Origin of the sequence: Maribacter algarum (ex Zhang et al. 2020) (assembly GCF_005885635.1) — a bacterium.
GTDB classification, from domain to species: domain Bacteria; phylum Bacteroidota; class Bacteroidia; order Flavobacteriales; family Flavobacteriaceae; genus Maribacter_C; species Maribacter_C algarum.
This window is the reverse complement of sequence record NZ_VATY01000001.1, coordinates 1,705,162-1,730,665: the sequence shown is the minus strand read 5'-3', so window position 1 is coordinate 1,730,665 and position 25,504 is coordinate 1,705,162. Positions and strand designations below refer to the sequence as shown.

Here is a 25,504-nt window from a genome sequence, read left to right as displayed (position 1 = left end):
TATCCGATTTTAACCTTCTATTTTAATTGGAATTCGGAAGTCTGAAGTAATCGTTGGTCTTCGAAAACATTTAAGATATAATCGCCAGACTCTAGGGAACCTTCAGGTATAGACACATAGTCGACTACTTCAGTTTGAGAGCCAGTAAAATTAACTACAACACGTTTGCTATAAACATTGCCATTTACGTTAATGGTATTCGCATTATCCTCGATTATACCCATATTTGGACCTAAAAACTGAAAATAAATTACCCGTTCTTGGTTTGCCAAAGAATTATCAGGGGCTATAATCACTCGCCCTTTAAGTCTTTTGACGGTTGAAGCCTTATTCGTTTGAATTGGTCTTCCCCCTCTAATTCTATATCCACTTCCTTCGGTGGTTTCGAGCGCCAAATATTTCTTAGTTTTCAACTCTTTATTAAGGTCTTGGATTTTATCACGTTTCAATGCCTCCGCTTCAGCTAATGCTATATTCGCTCTTCGTATTTTCTCTATTTCCTTTTGAGAAGCTTCATACTTTTCAGCAAGCTGCATGTTGTTGTAGTTGAGGAAATCATTTTTAAGCTTTAGGCTATCATTTTTCGCTTCAAGCCTTCGAAGCTCTGTCTTAAATTCACGTAGCCTTTCAATTGTAAAGCTTAGTTTTCCTACAGAATCTAATAATTGCTGAACCTTGTATCTTGAAGTTTGTAGTTCAATATCGTTGACCTCATCAAGTGCTGAAAGACGATCTACATCTGCTTTCATAAGAGTTAGGTCTTTGACCAAGAGATCTTTCTCGTGCTCTAGATAGTTTATTTGTGTTCTTGACTGAGCATAACTGTAATAAAAGGCAATAAGAACCCCTATGATGACAGCCGCCATGGCTGCAAGGATTATCTTGTAATTGAATTTAGTATCTTGACTGTTCTCCATTGGTTAATGGTGGGGGTTAAATAAGTAGGTTTTTAATATCGCTAGATTTGAATAAAATTCGGTTTTCAAAGATAATAAATGATATCAATACAGTGCTCCTGCCTACGGTATGTTTTGGATGTAACACCCATTTAAATAGAGGAGAACAACACCTATGTACCGTTTGTCGAAATCATTTGCCGATTACCGATTATACCTTTAACGAAGAAAACCCCATTGACCGTATTTTTTATGGTCGAATTCGTGTAAAAAAAGCCAGTTCTTTCCTTTTTTTTATTGAAAATGGTATTGTACAGCAACTAATTCATCATTTAAAGTATAAAAATCAGGAGCAGATTGGTACTTTTTTAGGTGATTGGTATGGTCAAATATTAAGGGGAAATCAGTTTCTAGATAAAATTGATGTTGTTATTCCCGTTCCTCTTCACAAGAAGAAACTAAAAAAAAGAGGTTACAATCAAGTGGCACTATTCGCATCTCGCTTGGCTCATTTTATTAACGCCGAGTATAATGATGAAATTCTCATAAAAACGGCGAATACCAAAACGCAAACCACAAAAGGAAGAATAGGCCGCTGGCAAGAAAACAGAGCACTTTATACACTTTCTGATGCTTCGAAACTTAATAACAAAAACATCTTATTGGTTGATGATGTAATTACAAGTGGAGCAACAATGGAAATATGTGTAAAAGCCTTGCAAGAAGCTCAAGAAACTACCATTTATGTTACAAGTATGGCAGTGGTACCGCAATTTCAATAATCTGCAAATTAGTCGTTTCTTTGTTGTAGATTCATTATTATGTTACAACGTATTTTAGCTTGTATATTTTTCTTTTTAATAGTTGTTTCTGTTGTGCAATGTGGTCGGCGTGGAGGCACGTTGACTGGTGGCCCCAAAGATGAAGACCCACCTGTTTTGATTAAAGCGGAACCCGAAAATCTATCGACAAATTTCAAATCGGATAAAATTCGATTGACTTTTGATGAATATATCAAACTGCAAGATATTCAGGATCAACTTATTGTTTCACCTCCGTTAAAATATAGGCCTGAGATTACACCCCAAGGGGGAGTTCAGAAATATCTTGAAATCAAAATCAAAGATACCTTACTCTCAAATACTACTTACACCTTAAATTTTGGTCAAAGTGTTCAAGACAATAATGAAGGAAATCCTCTGAGCTTTTTGAATTATGTTTTTTCTACAGGAGATTATATTGATTCTTTAGAAGTTTTGGGCGTTGTCAAGGATGCTTTTAACAAGGAAGCTGATGAATTTATTAGTGTTATGCTCTATGAAATAGACACCGCTTACACAGATTCTACTATTTATAAAAGACCTCCTAATTATATCACAAATACTTTAGATAGTACCGTACTCTTTTCATTAAAAAATTTAAAGGAAGGAAAATACGCTCTGTTCGGTTTAAAGGATGAGGCAAAAAACAACACTTTTGACCAAAACTCTGATAAAATCGCTTTTTTAAGAGATACTATTACATTGCCTACAGACTCAACATACCTATTAACTCTCTTTAAAGAAATTCCAGACTACAGCGCTACTGTCCCTAGTTTCGCGGCCAAAAATAAAATTGTATTCGGGTATTACGGGGGTGAGGAAGATATTGAGATCAAACCGCTAAGCACCATTCCTGATACCGTCAAAACAAAAGTCTTAAGGGAAGGGGATAAAGACACTTTAAACTTTTGGTTTACTCCATATGAAGTCGATTCTCTAATCTTTACGGTTACCAATAAAACAAGAATGGAAGTAGACACTTTTGTCGTTAAAAGTCGAAAGGTCGATATTGACTCCTTGCGACTAGAGCCAAACCAAAATAGTTCACTAGATTTCAATAACTCTTACCATATTGCTGCTAACACCCCAATTGTAAATATTGATACTTCAAAAATACAGATGACCGTAAAGGATTCTTTGCCTATGGAATTCAAAGTTGTTTTTGATAGTGTAGCCAATAAATTGAATTTTGATTTCAATATGGAGCCAAATGAAAATTACACCTTAGATTTACTGCCTGGAGCAATAATTGATTTTTTCAATCAAACTAACGATACCACAAATTATCGATTGTCCACGAGAAGTTTTGCCGATTTTGGTAATCTAAGGTTAAATTTGGCCGGAGCGGTAGAATACCCTGTCATTGTTCAATTAACAGATGAAAAGGGCAAGACCAAGCTGGAGACTTATGCAACTGAACCCAAACTTTTCGAATTCAATAATATAGAACCTTCCAAATATCTACTTCGAGTTATTTTTGATAAAAACAAGAACGGTAAATGGGATACTGGTTCTTTTCTAAAAAACATCCAACCCGAAAGAGTAAGTTACTTTCCTGAAGAAATTGAAGTGCGCCCCAACTGGGATTTAGAACAAACTTTTACTCTGAAAAATTAAAGGTATCTCTGTCTTCTAAAAACTTTAATTGGTTTCTTGTCGAGGTGATATGTTCTTTGGAAAGGACCGTATAAACAACTTCTTCTTTCTCGGAAAAAGCTTCCTGTTTTCCTAAACAATCATAAACTGCCGAGTGCCCCGGATATTCATGCCCAGATTCATCTATTCCAATTCGATTCACTCCGATACAATAGGTCATATTTTCAATAGCACGAGCTTTCAGTAATGTATCCCAAGCCGCAATTCTTGGTTTAGGCCAATTTGCCGCATAAATCAATACGTCGTAGTTTTCCGTATTTCTTGCCCAGACCGGGAATCTTAAATCGTAACATACCATCGGGCAGATTCGAAAACCTCTGTACTCAACAATTAGTCTTTCAGAGCCAGCTTTGTATACTTTATCTTCGCCAGCCAAAGTGAAAGTGTGACGCTTATCGTAGTGATGGTAATTTCCATCAGATTTTACAAAAAAGAGGCGATTGGTATAACTTCCGTTTTCATAGAATGGAAGACTTCCTGTCAATGCAGCTTTTTTTTCTCTCGATATTTTTTGCATCCATTCCAAAGTAAGTGGTCCCTGTTCTTTACCGAGATTTTCAGGATTCATAGTAAATCCTGTGGTAAACATTTCTGGAAGGATTATCAAATCGACATCAGAAGATATTGAAGAAATTTTTTTCGAAAAATTAGTTCTATTCTGCTCTGGATTTTCCCAAATCAGTGATGATTGTATCAGAGCAACTTTGAGTTCTTTTGCCATAGCGTAAAATTAGTCAAAATATACATCAGCTTTATTCTTTGATAACTCAAATAGATGCTGAAGCTGAGATTTCAAAATACGGTCCTCAGAGAGTTCAGGAAGCTTATCCAGTGAGAAGAAATCAGCACCAAGCATATCAAATCCTCGGGCCAGTTCACCTCCCGTAATTTTGCATAGGAACATCAGTTTATAAATGTAATATTGCTCAGGCGGATGCGGATGACAGCGCTTGTCGTAAATGGCCAACAAACGCACTATTTTGGCATCAAAACCAGTTTCCTCTTTAATTTCTTTGAGAACTGCCTCTGAAGGGGTATCGCCAATATCGGCCCAGCCCCCAGGAATCGTCCATTTTCCATCTACACTTTCCTTAGCCATTAAGACCTCATCCTTTTCATTCAGGACAAAACCACGAACATCAACCTTTACGGTGGGATATTCTTCAACAGGTGCAAAGGAACCCATCAATTTTTCAACTGGTGTATCAGTTATCTCTGCCATTAAATCCAAAACAATCCGCTTGATTTGACCATAGCGTTCTTTGTCATATCCATTCTCCGAATAAACCAAGCCCGTATCCGCCAAAGCCTTCAATTTTTTAAGTTGTTCTAAAGTAGATTTTGCCATTTTGTAAATTCAATTAGTTAATAAGACGCAAAGCTTCTCTCTTACTCAAATTGTTTAAAGATGTATCGTTCACATAATCCCAAACCCAATCCGGATTTACCCTACTATAGTCCCGTAACACCCAACCAATGGCCTTGTTGATAAAAAATTCCTTAGACTCTAATAATCCTTCAATGGCGATTGACAAAATTTGTGTATCCAATTCTTCCTTGTACTTCAGTTGAAATAATAGAGCTGAACGCTGCAACCAAGTGTTACCCGACTTCAGCCATTTTTCCACGTAATTTTTTCTTTTTTCTGGATACTTCTTAAAGTAGGTGCCCATTAATTTAGTTGCAATAAAATCAACAGTATCCCACCATGATTTATGGGTAACCATAAACTCAAAAACGGTTATGTCATCCTCAGTCATTTGACGCGAATATTTCAACATCAGTTCTTGAGCCACATAGTGGTAATCACGCTGGGGTTTACTCCACAAAAGTTTTACTATTTGTATGGCTTCCTTCTTCTCGGGTAAAAACTGTTTGACTAAAAAAGGTTTCTGTATTTTTCGCCTTTGGGGTGTTTTGATGCCATAATAGTCAAACTGACCGCGCATGTAAGCTTTTTGTTCGGAAGCAATTTTGCGGTTGGCGTTTTTTTGGAATTCTATTGTAAGAGTTGTGATAAAATCATCTACCATTTTTAATTGGCATTTAATAAATCGATGGATTCTGGGTTGCCCTGAAGTTTTGCATGGTCTAAGGCCGTATTACCTCTTCCATCTTTAATCGAAACGTCAGCACCATTTTCTAAAAGTAGCTTAGCAATGTCAAGATGCTTGAAGTTCACTGCATATATAAGACTTGTTGCCCCCATGGCATTCTGCTCGTTTACATTTGCCCCTTTTTCAATGAGCAGTTTTGTCAACTTATAAAAGCCCTTAAAGCATACGCCCATTAAAGCAGAATTTCCAGAGGCATCTTTCTCATCGATTTTTGCCCCATACTTCAAAAGCACATCTGTAATATCAGCTTGATTGTAATAGGTTGCTAAAATTAATGGCGTGGAACCCCGCTCATCTTTGACTTCCGTGTAACCCGAATTTTCGACTAGCATTTTTTCAACCGCTCCCGTATTTCCGTTTCGTATTTCCTCAAAGAAAGTTTTGCTATTTTCCATAGATTTAAAAGTATAAAAAAAGTGTTATATCGAGACTTAAAACTGACAAACATCAGTAAGATATTTCTTTTTTTGAATTACTTTGTAGTACAGATTTGCTATGAACCCGCACAATAGATATTATCAATACTAAAATAGCACAAAACAAGATTCTCGCTATCGAGAACAAAGAACAATTCGATAACTTTACGTTTCTACTTTAAAAACAATCGTTTAATAAATAAAATACAAACAATGGGAACAGGAGATGCAAACAAATGTCCTTATTTAGGTGGGACATTAAAAGAAGCTGCAGGTGGTGGAACCACGAATCAAGACTGGTGGCCTAATCAGCTAAGACTAAATGTACTTCGTCAGAATTCGGAGTTATCTAACCCCATGGAGGAAGACTTTGATTATGCCAAAGAATTCAAGTCTTTGGATCTGACAGCTGTGAAAAAAGATATCGTTGAAGCTTTGACGACGTCTCAAGATTGGTGGCCGGCCGATTACGGGCATTACGGTCCGTTCATGATTCGTATGGCTTGGCATAGTGCGGGAACGTATAGAATAGGAGATGGCCGTGGTGGTGCCGGTTCAGGTTCGCAACGTTTTGCACCTTTGAATAGCTGGCCTGATAACGGCAACTTAGATAAGGCGCGTTTGCTTCTATGGCCTATTAAAAAGAAATATGGCAAGAAGCTTTCTTGGGCCGATTTGATGATTCTTACTGGAAATTGTGCGTTGGAATCGATGGGTTTCAAAACTTTTGGTTTTGCAGGAGGACGTGAAGACATTTGGCAACCAGAAGAAGATATCTACTGGGGTTCCGAAAATGAATGGATGGGTAATGATGAGCGTTTCTCTGACGGCGAATATGTCTTGGAAGCAAATCTTGGAGCTTCTCATATGGGATTGATTTATGTAAACCCAGAGGGACCGAACGGGGTTTCCAATCCTTTAGGAACTGCAAAATTGATGAAGGAGACTTTTGGGCGTATGGCAATGAACGATGAAGAAACTGTTGCTCTAACAATTGGCGGACATACTTTTGGGAAGGCGCATGGTGCTGCGAACCCAGATGAGTATGTTGGTGCAGAACCTGCTGGTGCAAGTATTGTGGAGCAAAGTATGGGATGGAAAAACTCTTTCGGAACTGGTGTATTAGACGATACCATTACCAGTGGAATAGAAGGTGCTTGGACGCCAAACCCAACCCAATGGGACCATGATTATTTGAAAGTACTACTGGATTACGATTGGGAACCTACGAAAAGTCCTGCTGGTGCAAACCAATGGAGACCAACTGCTGAATCGGCTGCAAAACAAGCGCCGCGTGCCGGTGATGCTTCCCAGACACAATCGTTGATGATGACTGATGCCGATATGGCATTGAAAATAGACCCTGATTACCTGAAAATCTCTCAACGTTTCCGTGAAAACCCCGCAGAGCTTGAAGATGCTTTTGCAAGAGCTTGGTTTAAACTAACGCACAGAGATATGGGGCCTAAAAATCGTTACTTAGGTTCTGAAGTTCCTGCAGAGGATTTAATCTGGCAAGATCCAATACCAAATGTAGACCACGAATTGGTAAATGATGCAGACATCGCTGAATTGAAAAAGCGACTTTTGGCTTCTGGACTTTCTATTTCTCAATTGGTAACTACAGCTTGGGCTTCGGCTTCTACCTATCGCGATTCAGATAAAAGAGGAGGTGCTAACGGAGCACGTATTCGACTGGAGCCACAAAAGAATTGGGAAGTAAACAACCCTACTGAACTTTCAAAAGTTCTTGAGATTTTAGAGGGAATTCAAAACGAATTCAATTCGGCACAGTCAGGAAGCAAGAAAATTTCATTAGCTGATTTAATTGTTCTTGGTGGAAGTGCAGGAATAGAAGAGGCCGCAAAAAATGGCGGTCACAATATTGAAGTTCCATTCACAGCAGGTCGTACGGATGCGTCTCAAGAACAAACGGATGCCTATTCCTTTGAAGCACTTGAGCCAGCTGCTGACGGATTCAGAAATTATAAAAATTCCGATTATAAAGCATCTGCAGAGGCATTGTTGGTAGACCGTGCACAATTGATGAAACTTACCGCTCCTGAAATGACTGTATTAATGGGTGGCATGCGTGTTCTTGATACGAATTTCGATAAATCTAGACATGGTGTTTTAACAGACCGTCGTGAAGTTTTAACGAATGATTTCTTTACGAACCTTCTTGACTTAACTGTGAAGTGGGAAGACACTTCTGATGATGAAACCCTATTTGCAGGTCGTAATCGTATGACTGGTGATATCAAATGGACTGGCACTCGTGCTGATCTTATTTTTGGTTCAAATACAGAACTACGTTCTTATTGCGAGGTTTATGCATGTGATGATTCTGGTGATAAATTTGTAAAAGATTTTGTTGCCGCATGGACAAAGGTGATGAACGCTGATCGTTTTGATTTGAAGTAGCTTAAATAGACAAATTGGTATTTAAAAGAGGTGGCTATGTAATTGGTCACCTCTATTTGTTTTGATAAAACTGAGGGAATTGGAACCCAAATTCTTCTAATTTAATACACAAACCTAATTCTTCAAAGCCCTTGTAAATGTCAGAGTTGTCATGAATTTGTTAATAGTCACGTAAAAAATTGTTGATAAATACCTTTCCTTTATCGAAAATCCTATTCCATATTTTGTGTAATTTCCTGATATGGAAATAGTCTCTAATACCAAAAAAAGTGCCAAAAAGACAAAGATTTCCCCCAAAACTCAAAAGTGCTCCTTCTCAGGAAGCACAGCAGATTTCTACATTGGTCTCTCGGGAATAAACAATAGTAATTCCAATGTGCGCATTGTTGGTGCTGTGCGTAGTGACTTAGTGGAAACTGCAATCAATAAGCTCTTAGGACAAGGCTCCGACGGAATTAAATGGCCAGTTGTGCTTGATATGAAGAAGAGAATTCTTTTTCATTCTCATGAAGCGTATCAAAAAGGCACTTCTGCTGTACTAGGTTGGAAAGAATACTTTTCTAAAGTTTCCTAAACCGCGCTAATTTCGAATTCCTGGAGTAAAGTCTTCCGGTGCATTTTTGGTTTCTTTCATCGTTCCTCCGTCACCTGTATCATTAAAAATGCGCCACTCGTCAAAAGTGTAAATGGGATTGGCTTTCTTGACTTTTACATTACGGACGGCTCGACCATCTTCAAATTCATGATTGGTATTAGAGCCATCTTCACCTATTACTCCAAAGACATCAATTACATTCTTAAAAGGGTCAATTAATTGTATATTATCATCTCCATTTGAATCTGCAGCACTATTCCCCCCGACAGCCATGTCTGGTGGAAAACCATATACTTTTTCGAATTCGGTAGAATTGGGCGAAATTATAAAGGTACTTTCCCCTTCAATGGTAAATCCGGATAGATCAATTGTTGAACTGACTTCGATATTATCGTTTGTATAACGAAGTAGCTTCCAACCATTCAAAAGCAGAGGTTCACTTGCGGAATTGTACAACTCCACAAATCTGGCTTTTGAATTGTTATTTGGATCCGCAAGTTCACTTATAAATAACTGGTTCGATGTGAACTCTAAGATAGTTTGAATACATCGTTCTTCGTTGAAATTTAAATCATTCATAGCTCTAATAACCAATCTGAAGTCATCCTTCTCCCTTAAGAGAACCCCAGTTATTGTTCCGTTTCCTAATGGTAGAGGTTCAGATTGAAAATCAGAAAAACCGCTATTCACCAGTTTTAAAGTATTTCCATTACAATCTATAAGTGTACGTTCTGTTTCTTCTCTTTCTATGGCGAAAATCATCCCTAATTCTTCATCAACAATCTCTACCCCCTTAATTTCAACCAACGTATTTGTTAAACTTTGATTTAGATTTTCAATCGATACGGCAGTAGGTTGTATTGCTATTTTCTCTTTGGAAAGAAAAATATGTTTGTCAACAACCGTAGCTGGAAGTCGGCCAACAGAAACATTTCCAAAAGATGTAAAAACTCCTCCAATCTTAAAAACTTCTTTGCTTTTTCCTAGATAAAGCCCTTTTAATTTAATGTAGATTTTACTCTCAGATGGAAAGAACAAATGCGAATCTCTGGTATCAATTTCGATTTGAAATCCTTCGGAAGGGTTCACAGGACTATCTTGAAAATGAAGTACGCTAAAAAAGTTCCCCATTTCATCTGAAGAAGTTACATAACCCTCAATTATCAAGTCTTCTTGTATTTGAAAGGTTTCTTCTTGAAAGCGGTTTTTTACTTCTGAGTAAGTGGCATTTGGCACTAATTCTGAAACTTCAGTATTTTCTGGCAGGTTAAAATTTCGGTCTTTGACACAAGCATATAATACTAAGCTTGTACATACTAAAACTAGAATTCGTTTGTATTTAAAATTTAGAATCATAATTGGACTTTTTTACACCTCCCTTAATCCCTCCTTATTAGGAGGGAAACTCAATTTAAAAATTGAACAGAACATTTTCCCCAATAGAAAGAGGGGATTAAGGGGTGTGTTCTTTTAAAAACTAAATGCCAAATTCAAAAAATACGTCCGTCCATAGCCATACCAATATTTAGGGGCAAAAGAGGGCGTACCACTTAGATTGTCTTGAGCCAATTGGCCATAATTTCCATTTCTACTTTGCTCGTAACCCCCTGTTCGGAAACTTGCATCAAATAGATTATTGACACTAGCAAAAATGCTGATGTACTTCCCTTTTTTTAACCAAGATTTACCTCCTACTAAATTGAGCAAATAGAAATTGTCTAAAGGACTTTGGGCCAATAATTTATTTGCATTTTCTTCAGTAGCCTCGGGAAACGGATTGCCAGTTTCGGGGTTCAAAAAGAAACTTTTGGTTCTGGTAATCGTTGAGATATTGGCATAGTTGTCTGCCAAATAGTTTGCTGTTGCTCCAATCCACCAGTATTTTGGATCTCTGTAACTTATTCCTAAGGCAAAGGCCTTTTGAGGGCCTTGAGCTAGTTTATATCTCTTAATATCCGCTGTTCCTAAATCAACGCTCCCCTCGGGGTTTATAAAATTTTCTTCTGCCCCAGCAGTATCGAAATTGATGGCTACTGAGGGATTACTGGCATAGGTGTAGTTTCCAACAGCAGCAACTGCTGTGACCTTTACCGCAGACGATAGTTCATACTCTAAGCCCAGCTCTATTCCCTTGTGCAACTTGTCTAAATCAGTTAAAACCTCTTGGACAAAATCGGAACCTACTCCTGAATCAACGAAGAAGAAGTTGATATCAGTGCTATTCTGAAATCGGGTATGAAAGGCAGTTATTCTTCCTATTAATTTCGGAAGGCGGATGTAATAGTTAATATCTGCGGCGTTTATCTTTTCATTTTGAAGGTTAGGTACTATCTCATTGTTCTCCCTTGGATTAATAAAAATGTTCTGGGTTATTGGAGGTTTATTTAATAGTGCTTCATTAAGCACCAATTGATGCCTTCCATTGAAGCGATATGTAAATCCCGCTTTGAAACCTAGATTTGTAAATGAAATAGGGCTGCTTTTTCCTAAGGAATTTTCAGGGAATCGTTCGTTTTGAAATTTGCCTTTCCTTTGATAATTTATTGAATTACAATCCACGGACAAAAATGCTTCCCATTTATTTCTGTCATATCTCAGCTGAGCGAACCCATCAAAATGAGAAACATCAAGAGCATAGTTATAATTAAAAATGTCTTTCTCCTTTTTTGAAGTATTTCCATTTATATCATTCAGGGTATTTGAAAAAGGGTCAATGTCCTCATGAAATTCTGAACCAAACAAATCGTGAATTTTTGCAAAATACTTAGACTTCAGTTTGCGATAGGTTAGTCCGAAATCGAATTGAAAAGCTTCCACTAGTTTTATATTGCCAATCGAATTCGCTGTAAACTGATTGTCATTTGTAACGTCATCATATAGTACATAACTAGCCTTATCATTAGTTCCATTTGCTTGATATACTTTAGTCCAATCCAATTGCGGATTTTCTAGAAAACCTTCTTTTGCCGCATTAGCACTTATAAAATTTGCGCCGATGGGCGAATTGATGTAAAAACTAGGAAGATATCGATAATAGCTAGGGTCAGGGTTTGGAGCATTGTAATACCCGAGCCGACTTCTATAATTCGTTCCAAACTGATATGAAACTCCAGTATTCAGATTGAACTTCTTAGATTCATAAAAATGGTTCAACATCAAAATAGGCTCTGCTATTTTCCGCTCACGGGAATTTCGAATCTCGCCATTTTGAAATCCCCAGTAGGGATTATATTTCTTGCCAACGAGTTCAAAAACCTCTTCCGTTATTGCAGATGAACGTCCTCTTCTATTGGATGCCAAAATGCCTGTAAAGTTGATTGAATTTGGTTTGTCAAACTTGTATTCTAAGGCTGCTGAAACCGAATATGCATCATACAACGTTCCATCAATATAGCCTTGTTTTGCCCATCTTCTTGAAGCCGAAATACTATAAGTAAGTCCTTTTTCTTTGGATTTCGACGTATGAGTAACCATCAATCTTCCAGCATAGGTTCTGTTGGACACCGAAGAAGATAGTCTTGTCCCAGGTCTTAATCCGGAAGGTCTTGTGTCAATATTAGTTGTACCTAGTATACCTCCAAAATCATATGTGGAGGGTTGTAAACCATGCGTAAATTGTTGGTTTCGTGTTGCATCATTCAATCCTCCCCAATTGTTCCACTGGGGTCGACCATCATAGAATTTATTCATGGGAATTCCGTTCAGCAAAACCTTGCCATACTGGGAATCATATCCGCGAACGCGAAAAAAGGCCTGCCCGAAGTCAAAAGCAGCTCTACTTAAAAATATATCTCTGGTTGCTTGTAGCAGTCCTGAAGTATCAGAACTTATGGCATCATCCAAAACCTCCGAGTCCGTAAGCGTAATCAAATTATCTGTTTGTTCTGTGGAGATATCCCTTTCCAAAAAGATAATACCCACATCTAAATGTTGACCTTCCGATTCAATAGGAATTCTTTTTGTAACATAGTCTGGATAGGAAATATTTAGAATAAAGTCCTCATTTGCAGGTACATTCATTTGAAAATAACCATCGGTCTTTGTCAATCCCTCCGACTTAATCCCCTCCAAGGAAATATTGACCTCCGCCATAACACTCTTATCTTGCTTATTCAAAACCTGCCCAGATAGCATCACGGTATTTTGAGCACTACACGATACACTTATCAAAAAGACAACAAATAGTAGAGGTTGGTTGGACATTTGAGTTGGTTGAATTTCTAAAAGCAGGATAACAATATATTAAAAAGTAAATAAAAATGTAGGAATTTTCTTTATTTTAAATATATTTAGTTCTATGGATTCGTCTAAAAGTGAATTGCTTATATTTCTTTTGTTCATAGCTTGCTCTTTTGAAGTATATGCCCAAGAGGATTCAACTTACGAGGTCAAAACCATAGCCTTTTATAATATTGAAAACCTTTTTGATACGGAAAATGATTCCTTAACCTATGACGATGAACGTACTCCCAAAGGCAAAGACAATTGGACTCTGGAACGCTATCAGCAGAAGATTAAAAACATTTCGCAAGTGCTCTCTGAAATTGGATCAAAAATCACCAAAACTTCCCCAGATATTATCGGCATCTGTGAAATTGAAAATAAAAGTGTTCTTGAGGATTTGGTGAATCATGAAAACCTGAGCGACAAAGAATATGGAATAGTTCATCTTGATTCACCGGACGAAAGAGGCATCGATGTAGCTTTACTCTATAAAAAGAAATCTTTTATTGTAAATACTTTTAAAAGTCATCGTCTTTTGCTTAATGATGCAGAAGGTTTTCGCGATTATACCCGTGACCAACTTGTAGTGAGTGGCTATTTAGATAATGAAAAGTTTCATTTCATTGTTAACCATTGGCCCTCAAGAAGTGGAGGTGAAGCTCGAAGTAAACCCAACCGCATAGCAGCAGCCAAACTGAATAAAAGAATCATCGATTCAATTCAGCGTTTAGATATCGATTCAAAAATAATCAGCATGGGTGACCTTAATGACGACCCCATAGATGAGAGTTTGAAAAAAGTATTGAAAACAAAAGGAAAGAAAAAGAATTTGGAACCAACAGATTTGTTCAATCCATTTGAAAAACTCTTTAGAAAAGGAGTAGGCTCTTTGGCTTATCGTGATAAATGGAATCTTTTCGACCAAATGTTTTTCACCAGTAATTTAATCAATGAAACAAAAGATAGTTATAGCTTTTGGAAGGCTAGTGTTTTTATCCCCTCATATCTCTTAGACCCTCGCGGAAGGTATAAAGGGTATCCGTTACGCACCTATACTGGCGGGATTTATATTGGCGGGTATTCAGACCATTTTCCTGTTTTTATATATTTAATAAGAAAAGCATCTTAAAAGCAACCTTATATCAAAAATGTATCTTACTATTAAAAACATTATGAAGGCTATTTTTACCTTACTGGTACTATATACTCTTTTCTCTTGCAACAATGATGACCGTGTAATAGAAGAAGAGGAAGCTTGTGTTGGTATTGTTGATTTTGCACCATCTACAGTATTTCTTATTGAACTGGTAGATGAAAATGGAACCAACCTAATTGAAAATGGTTCTTACGCAGACGATCAATTTAGGCTTCAACTTAATGGGTCATATTGGAACGACGGCTTAGGCGAATCTGACGAAAAATTCATTAGACTATACCCCGCTGGTAGTGCGGGAGACAACCGGTATCTAATTCATTTATCTGAAAGTGAAACCGACACACTCGATTATAATATCTCTTTTCTAGAAGTAAGGTCAAGAAGTGATAGCGGCCTTTTTTGTGGAGAAAAAATTGTGCTTAATTCAGTAAGCTATAATCAAATTGCCGTGGATACTACCAAAGTGGAGCAAGTTTCCCCTAATCTAATATCAGTAATACCAATAACTGTTGTAAAAGACACGAATTAAAACTGGTTAAAAAACTAACTATTTGAAGTTTAAAGCTCCGTTATTTGCAGATTACGCCACCTAACCTTAATACCTCCCCCATCATGTATTTGAAGTGCTACAGAACCTTCGCCTGCGCCGATCTTTTCATCGGTAAGAGTAATCATTTCGGTACCATTTAACCATGAAGTTATCGTATCGCCATTAACACGAATTTTCATTGTATTCCATTCGCCCATTTTTAAGGCTTTGTCTTTTTCAGGATCTGGTTTTATCAACCAACCACGACCGTAAGATTCATATACTCCTCCTGAATCGTTACCGGGAGGTGCTACTTCAACCTGCCAACCGCTTATTTTGGTACCATCAATTGTTGATCTAATGAATATGCCACTATTGCCGTTGGCTTCTTGTTTGAAATCAACGCTCAGTTCGAAATTTTTATAATGATCATTTGTTCCTAAATAACCGTATCCTTTATCAGGTCCGCTTTCACAAACTAAAAGTCCGTCTTCTACATACCATTTTTCCGTGCCGTAGATTGTCCAGCCATCTAAGTTTTCGCCGTTAAAAAGGGATTTTTGAGCCGATAGACTTATCGCGAATAGTAGTGTTGCAAGTAATAATAATTTTTTCATTTCTTGATAGTATTAGTTGAACCATTGGCCATATGGAATTCGGCTAAGAATTAATAACAATCCCAGTCCATAGAAAATGGCGATACTTTTGAATTTCTTCTTGCCTTCCATAAATTTCTTATGACGTGACCATCCAACTGTTATTAAAATAATGGCCAGAATATTTGTAAACGGATGCTCTACAGCTAGTAAACGTGATTCAGAGTTCATACCTCCCATGCCTAACTCTTGGATGGCATTCAATCCACTAGGAGAGACAAAAAATAATATCAGACCTATCACCAGCATAATATGAGACAAAATTAGAGCAAAGAGACTGAGGCGAAAATCTTTCTCAGGCGTAAACATTTTGTTGCCTACCAATCCCGATACGGCATTGATTACTGCTAAAATCAATATTGCCAATGCGGCATAAGCGATATAAGAATGTATGACTTGAATAGTTTCGTACATGGTATAAATTATTTAGTATTTAAAAGTACTGAATTTTGGGCATAAAAAAACCCTGCTAAAAGCAGGGTTTTTATGAAATAAAGCATTTGTTTGATTAGAAGTTAAATCGAACACTTGCGTTCCAAGTTCTTCCAAAACCAAAGAATACTCTGTTGCTCACATTGATGCCATCGTAAGTTTCATCACCGGCTTCAACGAAATCGTTCGTATCTGATTCTGCGATGTACGTAGTATCGAATACGTTATTTACGTTCAATCTAAGATTCAATCTTGATTCTCCAATTGGTAATCCGAATGAAATACCAGCATCAGCTAAACCAAAAGATGGTAACTGTAACGAACCATTTTCATCGATACGTGTGATGTCGAAATCTGCATATAGATTATCTGCAAAACGGTATCCTGCATCAATGCTCAGATTATCGAGAATATTGTAATCTGCACCAATGTAGGCAGTAAACTGAGCAGCATCGCCAACCTTTACACCATCTAGACTCAAAGTTTGAGTTTGTTCTACTCCATCGATAACGATTGGTGCCTGATCATTATCAAAAAAGGTTGCAGTAACATCATCTTGATACTCCCAGTTACCAATAGAAATCATACCTGTGAAAGCCAATTTATCGCTGGCCTGAAATCTTGCGTCAATTTCAAGACCTGAATGCACCTGGGTAATACCCAAAAGGTTTGCATTTCCTCGCACCTCATCAGGCTCCCCAAAATTAAAAGTTGCTCCTACGGTATCAAATCTATCTTTCCAACTAGTTCTATACAAGTTTACATTAGCCCTGAAATTTGAGCTTCTGTATCCATAACCTATCTCTAAACCAACTATTTTCTCATTGGTTAAGTTTGGGTTCAAATTGTTGCCAAAGTTTAAGTAAACCGCGTCAAACAAAGGTTGTTTTTCATAATAACCGCCATTTGCAAAAAGGTTGTGATGCTCATCGATATTCCAGTTCAAACCACCTTTTATATTTCCTCCTAAGATGTTTTCAAAGTCTGTCTTTTCCGGAGGTGTTACTCCAAATAATTCTTCCCTAGCAAAACCTTGATTTGACAATGCTCCTTGTAGAAAACCAGTAATATCTTCAGTAAAGTTATACTCCACTTGACCGAACAAGCCTAACCATCTAACGAAACCTATATTGTAATAATCAATCTTTTCTTCATCGTCAATATTTCCGAAAACCCACCAAGGTTGATTTGATTCATAAGTTTCACTGAATAATGGATTGGGTACATTGTTGCGATTATCGGTTTGTTGATATACATCCCCTCCTAAAAGGTTATCAACTCTACGATAGTGATACCCTGTGTATTGTCTTATGTCAACTCCAAAATCGATAGTTAACTTTTCACTTATTCGATTATTGAGGTTCGCCAGCAGTCCATACCAGTTATGCGAGTTTACTGAAGCCCTTCTCGAGATACCATTAGTATTCAACTCATTGTCATTCAAATCACTATTATTCACGAAAAGACCATTTATCTGCTCTCTTGGATTGCCACTATTGAAATCTGCTATGGTCTGACCACTATTATAAGCAACAATATCATCAACTCGTATTAAACCGTCAGCAGTTCTGGGCAAGGCAAATTGCCTTCTTCCACCAATCTCACCGATTTCACCGGTACCACCACCACGACCAAATGAGGCATAAGCATTGGTTTGTAAAGTAGTTTTACTACCAACATCCCACGTCCAACTCAAACTTATAACTGGCTTATGGTAGAAATTTCTTCTAAAACTAAACTCCTCACCATTAAGGAAACCCCAGTCTTCATTGTATCTTCTGTTTGGTTCACCATCTCCATCGCCAAATTGAATTTGATTTTCTATGGATACGGCTCTACTCCTTTGATGGTGCCATTGTGGTGCTCCTGTTACCATAAATTCTAGATTATGATCTCCACTGGTATACCCAAGGCCTAAAAAGAAGTTGTATCCTTCGAAATTCGTGCCATCAGCGTACATATTACCCCCAGTTCTACTTAAAAGCAAAGAGGTAGAAAAACCATTATCTAATATTCCAGAAGAGTAAGAAGCCAATGTTTTTACATAGCCATCATTACCAACTGTGGCACCGATTGAACCTCCTTGAGGATTCTGAGATGTCTTTGTAACTACATTTATAGTACCCCCGACAGAAGATACTGCAAGTTTAGAAGAACCTAAACCTCTTTGTACTTGAATTGCCGATGTAACGTCTGAAAGTCCGGCCCAGTTACTCCAGAAAACACGACCATTCTCCATATCATTTACCGGAACACCGTTAATCATTACCGCAGAGTTGTTCGTGTCAAAACCACGAATATTTACTCGCCCATCACCAAAACCACCACCTGACTTAGTGGCGTAAATCGACGGGGTAGTATTAAGTATCTCAGGAAGCTCTTGCGAGCCCAATTTTTCCTGAATCTCTGCAGCCTTAATTGTAGATACTGCAACAGGCGTTTTACGATCTTTGGCGATATCTTGAACACCAGTTACAATTACCCCTTCTAATTCTTCAGCATCGGACTGTAAGGTAATTTGACCTATTGAACCTGCACTGGTAAATGGCACTTTCATGTTCAAATAACCGATGTAAGAAACCACTAAATTTCCAGTGCTTTCTGCAACTTCAATTGTGAAGTTTCCATCAAAATCGGTAGAAGTTCCATTTGTTGTTCCTTCTACTACGACACTTGCTCCTGGTAGAGGATCGCCTGAGTCACCGTCTAATACTGTACCAGTAATTGTTCCTTGGGAAAATGCAATGGCGGTCATGAAAAACGCAACCATTGCGAAGTACTTTTGTTTCATCTGTCTCGTGTTTATTTAGTGTTCAATTTTGCTGCAAAAGTGTGGCTTTTCTTTTACACCGACATTAAGCTAGTGTTAATTTTGTAGCATGCAAATTTAACACAATTTTAGCATTGTCCGTTATAAATCGAACGAAGTTATTAGACTTTATCAAGAATTAATGAAATCTCGATTTAGCCCTTAAAAGATTGCAGAAGTTGCATTGTAGAACTGTCGTGTTTGCTGATTTCTGAGCTTTCTATGTCACTCAAGGTGGTTCCCGCTAGTTGTTTACCTAACTCAACGCCCCATTGGTCATAGCTAAAGATATTCCACAGTACTCCTTGAACGAAAATCTTATGTTCGTAAAGTGCTATTAAAGCACCTAAACTTCTGGGGGTGAGCTTATCAATAAGAATTGTATTTGTTGGATTATTACCTTCAAATACTTTAAAAGGAAGTAGTTTTTGAATTTCACTTTCAGCCATATTCTTTGCTTCCAGTTCAACTCTTACCTCTTCTCCTGTTTTACCATTCATTAGGGCTTCTGTTTGCGCAAAGAAGTTTGCCATCAATTTGTTGTGATGGTCGGTATTTCCATAAAGGGATTTCTTAAAGCCAATAAAATCTGCTGGAATTAACTTTGTTCCCTGATGTATCAATTGAAAGAAAGCATGTTGAGAATTGGTACCCGGTTCACCCCAGATAATAGTACCAGTTTCGTAGTTAACGTGATTTCCACCTCTATCCACACTTTTACCATTACTTTCCATAATACCCTGTTGCAGGTATGCTGAAAATCTGCTTAAATATTGCGTATATGGAATTACCGCTTCTGTCTCGGCGCCATAAAAGTTATTATACCAAATGCTTAATAAGGCTAATACAACAGGGATGTTTTTATCAAAATCTTCGTTCTTAAAATGTTCATCCATTTCGTTTGCCCCTTTAAGCAAAGCATCGAAATTTTCAAAACCTACGGCCAAAGCTATGGATAGACCAACAGCACTCCAAAGTGAGAATCGGCCTCCGACCCAGTCCCACATCGGGAAAACATTTTCTTTGGCAATTCCGAATTCTGCTATTTTCTTAGCATTCGTGGAAACCGCAGCAAAATGTTTCGCTACATCCATCTGGCTTCCACTTCTTAAAAACCATTCCTTTATGGTGGTTGCATTGCTTAAGGTTTCTTGAGTTGTAAAGGTCTTTGAAACCACAACGAATAATGTTGTCTCAGGATTCAATTCTTTTAAAACCTCTTGTACATGATCTCCGTCCACATTGCTTACAAAATGTACTTTTAAGTGATTCTTATAAAATTTCAGGGCTTCGGTAACCATTGCCGGACCCAAATCTGAACCGCCTATTCCTATGTTCACCACATCGGTAAAAGATTTTCCTGTATATCCTTTACTTTCCCCAGAAATTATGGAATCTGTAAATTTTTTGATGTGCTGCTTAACTTCGAATACCTCAGGAACGACATTTTCACCATCAACTTTGATTATATCAGATTCCTTTGCCCGCAGCGCAGTATGAAGAACTGCACGACTTTCGGTCTCATTTATAGCATCTCCTTTAAAGTAACTGTTGATAGCATCATTAAGTTTTACCTCATTTGCTAATTGCAACAACAACTGCATGGTTTCGTCGGTGATTCTATTCTTAGAAAAGTCTACAAGAAAATCGTTCCATGTAATGGAAAAATCAGTTGCCCGATTGGCATTTTCGCTAAAAAGGTTCTTTATATGGTCTTCTTTAGAGTTATTAAAGTGACTCTCTAGATTTTTCCAGGCTTTAGTAGTAGTAGGGTTAAAGTTGGGTAATGACATTTCAGGTATTTAAGATTTACGGCTTCTGTTTTCCTCATCAAGTTATGAAGTACGAAGACGCAAAAATAAGTTATAATACCGAAACTTCTGAATTGCTAACCAATCCTAATATATTACTGATTTAAAGTAACCAGATCTTCCTCTTCCTCCTCAACCGGTTTTTCAGGATAAAGCATACAATCTAGCTGGTCTTTAATAGGCTCGATAAAGGCAAAGTACTCGGGTTGCAGACTTTCGGCTAGAGGTTCGGCTTTTGGAAGTTCCTCTTTTCTTGGATCTACCTGCCTGCCATTCCTCCAGAAACGATAACAAACATGTGGACCACTTGTATTTCCAGTCATACCAATCCACCCGATGACATCACCTTGCCGAACAAACTCGCCCCTTTTCACATTTTGCTTGCTCATATGCAGATACTGGGTACTATACTTTCCATTGTGGCGAATTTTTACATATTTACCATTACCTCCTCTTCGCGTAGATTCTGTAACTGTACCATCGGCAGTTGCCAAAATAGGAGTACCTCTAGGAGCTGCATAGTCGGTACCTCTATGAGGTCGAATCCTATTTCCGTAATATCTTATTCTTCTCTTAAGATTATAAACAGATGATATACGCCCAAATTTTAAGGGTGCCCTTAAGAAGGTACGGCGAAGATTATTAGCTTCTTCATCAAAGTAATCAACAATACTTTTAAGAGAATCGTTCTCATAGGCAAATGCATAAATTGGTTTCCCTCGATGCTCAAAATATGCAGCTTCTATCGGCTCAGCTCCGGCATAAATTGAATCATTGATATACTTTTCCTTGTAGATTACCTTAAACTTATCACCTGCTTCTAACTTAAAGAAATCAATCGTCCAAGCATAAACATCTGCTAGATTATGGGTAACACTATAATCTATGCCTTGTTCCTGAATAACCTGGGAAATTGAAGAGCCTTGTTCAATTATTCCTGAAGCTTCACGTTCTACGTATTTTACTTCTTTCTTATCTGTATAGGCCGAAACACTATCTCTAAAGTCTACAACGGTATAGTTGATTCTGTCGTTTTCATAAATAAAAACCTGCGCGGTCTCAGTAGTATCTTTTGATGTTAAAATCGTATAAGGCTTTCCCACACGTATTCTTCGAACATCAAAAGTGTCTTTGAACTCCAATGATAATTTAGCAATCTTTGGATAATCTACTTTATGAGCTGTCATTAGCTCCCCAAAGCTATCTCCATTTCTGATGGTATCGTATTTTACAGTAAACTCATCTAGATTAAAGCCAAACTTTGTAACTGGCTTCTCCATAACAGGAATTGTTGCTACTTCTTTTTCGGCGTCTTCATTTTTAACCTCATTTTCTTCTTTACAAGAAAATAGTAGGATTGAGAATAAAAGAATGCCCCAGAATTTTTTCATTTTGGTTTTGATACTTTTTCAGGATTAAAGATATGGTCTACCCACTCTTTACCCCAATTATTTAACTCTTCTTTGGTATATAGGTTTGGAAAAAACACGACTTTTTGAAAACTGGGTGGCAAATATTCTTTCCAGTTTGTACCACCTGTGGCATTGATGTTTTTCTTGTCTTTAGCAAGATAACGATGGGCAGAACCAAAGTGCATCAAGGGCCAGTTTACGTTCGCATTTAGATCCAATGTCTTTAACGCTTTTATAAGCGCTTTATTATCTTGTTTTTCTTGGGTTAATTGTAAGTATTTATCCCATATAGTACTGCCTTCAACTTGCTTTGCTATTCGAATGAATCTAGGTGTATATCTGTATTCGAATTGTTTTAAGGTCAGGGTTTTTTCACCTGTATCGGCATCAGTAGCTCCTCTCTTCCAATATATATTCTCGTAGAGCTCTTCAATACTATCTTCGGATGAAAATTGGCCGCGTTCTGTATGGTGCACCAAGTTCTCCATCGATGTAGCATAAATCTCGATCATTCGATACTGCGCGGATTGAAAACCACTTGCAGGAAGCAATGCCATTCGATATTGCAGAAACTGCTCGCGTTCCATTCCTTTTATCATTATGCTAAAGGAAGAAATCAACGCTTGAAAGTAACTATTTATGCGGCGTGCTTTTTCGATAAAGAAATCGACGTTTTGTGATTTATCATCAACCAATTGTTTCTGCTCGTGCAAAATAAGCTTGAAGTAGAGCTCGGTAATTTGATGGTACATGATGAAAATCTCCTCATCAGGAAAGTAGGTTCTCGGAACCTGTAAGCTCAAAAGTGTATCTAAATGGATGTAGTCCCAATAGGTGAGATAACGTTGATAAAGCAGACCATCAAGGTAAGAGCTCAAATCTTGTCCTGAATCTTTGTATTTCTCTTGAAGTTTCGAAATCTGTGATTCAATCTGCTCCTTATTCTTCATTTTCATGTAGTTTCAGCCGTACTTCTCTGTTCTATGAGAATAACAACTTCTATACGCTTTGCCAAAGCTACATAAAGATTTTTAAAAATGAACTAAAGGGATAAATAGCCTAATCCATGATAATCTTGAACTGATGCTTAAGCCCATTGTAGCCATCTAAATCAGCCTTAATTGCTCCAACAGCCAAATCAGCACTGATACGAATTGGTATTTTATTATCATCTGCCGAAACCCATAAGGAAAGACTTTCTTGTTCCTTAAAAACTCGACCTGACTGAACATACGGCCTGAACTTATGACACTTTACTTTGCCATATTTGGTTTTCAATACTTCTGGACCCATATACTTTAACTTAAAGTTGAAAATACCATCGTCGTCATAAAGCATTTTCATTTTTATGGATTTTCCAACTTCTAAGCTGTCCGCATCATAATTATTTCGCAAATAGTAAAAAGCAGAAATCAAATCTTGAACGCTATCCTGCAATTTGATGTCTTGCTTTTTCTTGTTCTTTTTGTCATTTAGAACAGCCTTTTGTTCTTCATGGTCAAAATCTATTTCTATATCCTTTGTATATCCGCCTTCATTGATATTTCGAACAAATTTATACGGCTTACCATCTTCTTTATCAAAATAACTTTCGTAAGTATCATCAACCTTAAAAAAGATACTTGCAAAACCTGAGGTTTCTCCATGCCCGACAACATGGTAAACTGGAATTCCATTTATCTTATCGGATTTTACTTGGAGTGTCGCATAGCTAGCATTCAAAAAACCATAATGCATTCTGAATTTCAGCCACTCTCCGGGTTCGAAAGCAGATTCCTTTTTTTCTGCTCGCTTACGACTAGATTTTTTGACCATAGTATTTACGGCCAAATCACCCGATTCCTGAGCGTTGATACAGAAACAAAAAGGCAAAAAGAGTAAGAGAAAAAATTTCTTCATAGCTTGAAGGGTTATTGTAAAAATAGTGAATGCTTAATAGAACAATTAAAATCTACTATTACATAAACAAAATTTATTCCAAAGTATTGTATATCCATTAGTGTCAAATTGTATTGTTTGGTTAACAATTAAGAAGATAAATACCCTACACCATATATTTAGATAACAATTGTTGTGCCAATTACAAAGCATTGTATCGACAAAAAAAGCCCAGTTTAAAAACTGGGCTTTTCCTAAATAACCAACCAAACTTTAAATTATGAAAAACCAATACTTAAAGTTGTAAGGGAACCACCCCTTACTGATGTAAATTTAATACATAACTCTCAGGTTCAAATTGGTTTTAACTTACTTTAACTTATCTCTTAACACTAATTTATATTTCGTATTAAAAAATTGGGAATTTATTAAGAAAAAGCCCTGTCTAAAGGGTTCCTCGCGCTTCTTGCTCCCTTTCAATTGCCTCAAAAAGTGCTTTGAAATTTCCAACTCCGAAGGACTGTGCACCTTTGCGCTGAATGATTTCTACAAATAGTGTTGGCCGATCTACAATTGTCTTTGTGAACAACTGTAATAGGTATCCCTCTTCATCTCTATCAATAAGAATTCCGTGTTTTTTAAGGACCTCAACATCTTCGTCTATTTCGCCAACACGTTCCAATAAATCGTCATAATACTCATCGGGCACGTACAAAAATTCCACACCTCTATCACGCATGGCCGAAACTGTCGTTACAATATCATCAGTTGCCAATGCCATATGCTGAACCCCTGGGCCGTTGTAAAAATCCAAATACTCCTCTATTTGAGACTTCTTTTTCCCTTCTGCAGGTTCATTGATTGGAAACTTCACTCGACCATTACCATTACTCATTACCTTACTCATAAGTGCGGTATATTCTGTGGCGATATCATCATCAACGAAAGAAACAATCTGTGCAAAGCCCATTACTTCTCCATAAAATTTGCACCATTGGTTCATTTCACCCCAACCAACATTTCCTACCATATGGTCAATGAATTTCAGTCCTACTGGTTCTGGATTATAATGTGATTCCCATTTTCGATACCCTGGCAAGAAGATACCCTTGTAGTATTTACGCTCAACGAACATATGAACCGTTTCCCCGTAGGTATAAATTCCAGAACGAATCACATGGCCATTTTCATCTTCCTCTTTGGTGGGTTTTAGATAGGGTTTTGCGCCTCTTTTTGTGGTTTCCTCAAATGCCTTAGTTGCATCCTCAACCCATAGTGCTACAACTTTTACACCATCACCATGCTCATCAATGTGACGATTGATTTCGCCTCCTTTTTGTAAGGGAGTGGTTAGTACCAACCTGATTTTATCTTGTTTTAAAACATAAGAAACCCGGTCTTTTACCCCTGTTTCCAGACCTGCATAGGCTTCCGACTGAAAGCCAAAGGCTGTTTTATAAAAATGTGCTGATTGCTTAGCATTCCCTACGTAAAGTTCTACATAATCGGTACCTATTAGAGGAAGAAAATCCTCTGCTTCCTTAAATAGTTTTTTAAGGGAGTACTCGGTATTCTTTAAATCCTTAAGATTTTTTATTTCTGCTGCCATAAGATTAGTTTTAGTGAATTGAAAAGGCTCTCGATGCTATTGTAATCAAGAAATATTTTCGCA

21 protein-coding genes are annotated in these 25,504 nt (G+C 37.4%); 6 read left to right on the top strand and 15 right to left on the bottom strand.

The window, feature by feature from the left end; translation table 11 throughout:
• Positions 1–17: 17 nt before the first annotated feature.
• Positions 18–917, bottom strand: coding sequence for a coiled-coil domain-containing protein (locus tag FEE95_RS07465; RefSeq protein WP_138657249.1), 900 nt, complete (start codon positions 915–917; stop codon positions 18–20).
• A 47-nt stretch (positions 918–964) separates the two neighbouring features.
• Between FEE95_RS07465 and FEE95_RS07460 the strand changes: the two genes are divergently transcribed.
• Positions 965–1,678: a ComF family protein gene (locus FEE95_RS07460; protein ID WP_238474514.1), complete on the top strand. Its 714-nt coding sequence runs from the start codon at positions 965–967 to the stop codon at positions 1,676–1,678.
• 39 nt (positions 1,679–1,717) lie between these two features.
• The gene (locus FEE95_RS07455) at positions 1,718–3,334 is read left to right on the top strand and encodes an Ig-like domain-containing domain (RefSeq protein ID WP_138657248.1); all 1,617 of its coding nucleotides are present in this window, start codon (positions 1,718–1,720) and stop codon (positions 3,332–3,334) included.
• Here FEE95_RS07455 and FEE95_RS07450 read toward each other — a convergent pair.
• From FEE95_RS07450 to FEE95_RS07435, 4 genes are read right to left on the bottom strand one after another with little or no spacing between them, the layout of a single operon-like run.
• On the bottom strand, positions 3,318–4,094 hold the full coding sequence (locus tag FEE95_RS07450; RefSeq protein WP_138657247.1) for a nitrilase family protein: 777 nt from the start codon (positions 4,092–4,094) through the stop codon (positions 3,318–3,320). The two genes, FEE95_RS07455 and FEE95_RS07450, sit on opposite strands and share 17 nt — an antisense overlap.
• A gap of 9 nt (positions 4,095–4,103) precedes the next feature.
• On the bottom strand, positions 4,104–4,721 hold the full coding sequence (locus FEE95_RS07445; RefSeq protein ID WP_138657246.1) for an NUDIX hydrolase: 618 nt from the start codon (positions 4,719–4,721) through the stop codon (positions 4,104–4,106).
• A 13-nt stretch (positions 4,722–4,734) separates the two neighbouring features.
• Complete coding sequence (locus FEE95_RS07440) at positions 4,735–5,406, bottom strand: DNA alkylation repair protein (RefSeq protein WP_138657245.1); 672 nt, start codon at positions 5,404–5,406, stop codon at positions 4,735–4,737.
• A 2-nt stretch (positions 5,407–5,408) separates the two neighbouring features.
• Entirely contained in the window at positions 5,409–5,885 is a 477-nt protein-coding gene (locus FEE95_RS07435) for an ankyrin repeat domain-containing protein (protein WP_138657244.1), read from the bottom strand.
• 234 nt (positions 5,886–6,119) lie between these two features.
• On the opposite strand from FEE95_RS07435, the gene katG reads away from it, so the two are divergent.
• The gene (gene katG / locus FEE95_RS07430; protein WP_138657243.1) at positions 6,120–8,330 is read left to right on the top strand and encodes a catalase/peroxidase HPI; all 2,211 of its coding nucleotides are present in this window, start codon (positions 6,120–6,122) and stop codon (positions 8,328–8,330) included.
• A 241-nt stretch (positions 8,331–8,571) separates the two neighbouring features.
• On the top strand, positions 8,572–8,904 hold the full coding sequence (locus tag FEE95_RS07425; RefSeq protein ID WP_138657242.1) for a hypothetical protein: 333 nt from the start codon (positions 8,572–8,574) through the stop codon (positions 8,902–8,904).
• A 6-nt stretch (positions 8,905–8,910) separates the two neighbouring features.
• Here the strand turns inward: FEE95_RS07425 and FEE95_RS07420 are convergent, their stop codons facing one another.
• Together FEE95_RS07420 and FEE95_RS07415 are read right to left on the bottom strand one after the other, a co-directional pair.
• Positions 8,911–10,281 carry a DUF5689 domain-containing protein gene (locus FEE95_RS07420; protein WP_138657241.1) on the bottom strand — a complete coding sequence of 457 codons (1,371 nt, stop codon included), beginning with the start codon at positions 10,279–10,281 and terminating at the stop codon, positions 8,911–8,913.
• Between the two features lie 114 nt (positions 10,282–10,395).
• Entirely contained in the window at positions 10,396–13,128 is a 2,733-nt protein-coding gene (locus FEE95_RS07415) for a carboxypeptidase-like regulatory domain-containing protein (RefSeq protein ID WP_212748422.1), read from the bottom strand.
• A 94-nt stretch (positions 13,129–13,222) separates the two neighbouring features.
• Here FEE95_RS07415 and FEE95_RS07410 point away from each other — a divergent pair, with 94 nt between their 5' ends.
• Both FEE95_RS07410 and FEE95_RS07405 read left to right on the top strand, forming a co-directional pair.
• Positions 13,223–14,278 carry an endonuclease/exonuclease/phosphatase family protein gene (locus tag FEE95_RS07410; RefSeq protein WP_138657240.1) on the top strand — a complete coding sequence of 352 codons (1,056 nt, stop codon included), beginning with the start codon at positions 13,223–13,225 and terminating at the stop codon, positions 14,276–14,278.
• A 19-nt stretch (positions 14,279–14,297) separates the two neighbouring features.
• Positions 14,298–14,834 (top strand): hypothetical protein, encoded by a 537-nt coding sequence (locus FEE95_RS07405; RefSeq protein ID WP_171036996.1) that lies wholly within the window; start codon positions 14,298–14,300, stop codon positions 14,832–14,834.
• Between the two features lie 29 nt (positions 14,835–14,863).
• Here FEE95_RS07405 and FEE95_RS07400 read toward each other — a convergent pair whose 3' ends face one another.
• The 8 genes from FEE95_RS07400 to hppD all read right to left on the bottom strand — a co-directional run bounded on the left by FEE95_RS07400 (position 14,864) and on the right by hppD (position 25,441).
• Complete coding sequence (locus FEE95_RS07400) at positions 14,864–15,451, bottom strand: 3-keto-disaccharide hydrolase (RefSeq protein ID WP_138657238.1); 588 nt, start codon at positions 15,449–15,451, stop codon at positions 14,864–14,866.
• 12 nt (positions 15,452–15,463) lie between these two features.
• A complete protein-coding gene (locus FEE95_RS07395; protein ID WP_138657237.1) occupies positions 15,464–15,904 on the bottom strand; it encodes a hypothetical protein in 441 nt (146 codons plus the stop codon).
• Between the two features lie 94 nt (positions 15,905–15,998).
• A complete protein-coding gene (locus FEE95_RS07390) occupies positions 15,999–18,713 on the bottom strand; it encodes a TonB-dependent receptor (protein ID WP_138657236.1) in 2,715 nt (904 codons plus the stop codon).
• 173 nt (positions 18,714–18,886) lie between these two features.
• Positions 18,887–20,524, bottom strand: coding sequence for a glucose-6-phosphate isomerase (pgi, locus tag FEE95_RS07385; RefSeq protein ID WP_138657235.1), 1,638 nt, complete (start codon positions 20,522–20,524; stop codon positions 18,887–18,889).
• A gap of 113 nt (positions 20,525–20,637) precedes the next feature.
• Positions 20,638–21,933, bottom strand: a complete 1,296-nt coding sequence (locus FEE95_RS07380; protein ID WP_138657234.1) for a peptidoglycan DD-metalloendopeptidase family protein — start codon at positions 21,931–21,933, stop codon at positions 20,638–20,640.
• A complete protein-coding gene (locus FEE95_RS07375) occupies positions 21,930–22,904 on the bottom strand; it encodes a tryptophan 2,3-dioxygenase family protein (protein ID WP_138657233.1) in 975 nt (324 codons plus the stop codon). Before FEE95_RS07375 ends, FEE95_RS07380 begins: the two co-directional genes overlap by 4 nt.
• 109 nt (positions 22,905–23,013) lie before the next feature.
• Positions 23,014–23,853 carry a DUF3108 domain-containing protein gene (locus FEE95_RS07370; RefSeq protein ID WP_138657232.1) on the bottom strand — a complete coding sequence of 280 codons (840 nt, stop codon included), beginning with the start codon at positions 23,851–23,853 and terminating at the stop codon, positions 23,014–23,016.
• Positions 23,854–24,277: 424 nt separating this feature from the next.
• Entirely contained in the window at positions 24,278–25,441 is a 1,164-nt protein-coding gene (gene hppD, locus FEE95_RS07365; protein ID WP_138657231.1) for a 4-hydroxyphenylpyruvate dioxygenase, read from the bottom strand.
• Positions 25,442–25,504 lie beyond the last annotated feature (63 nt).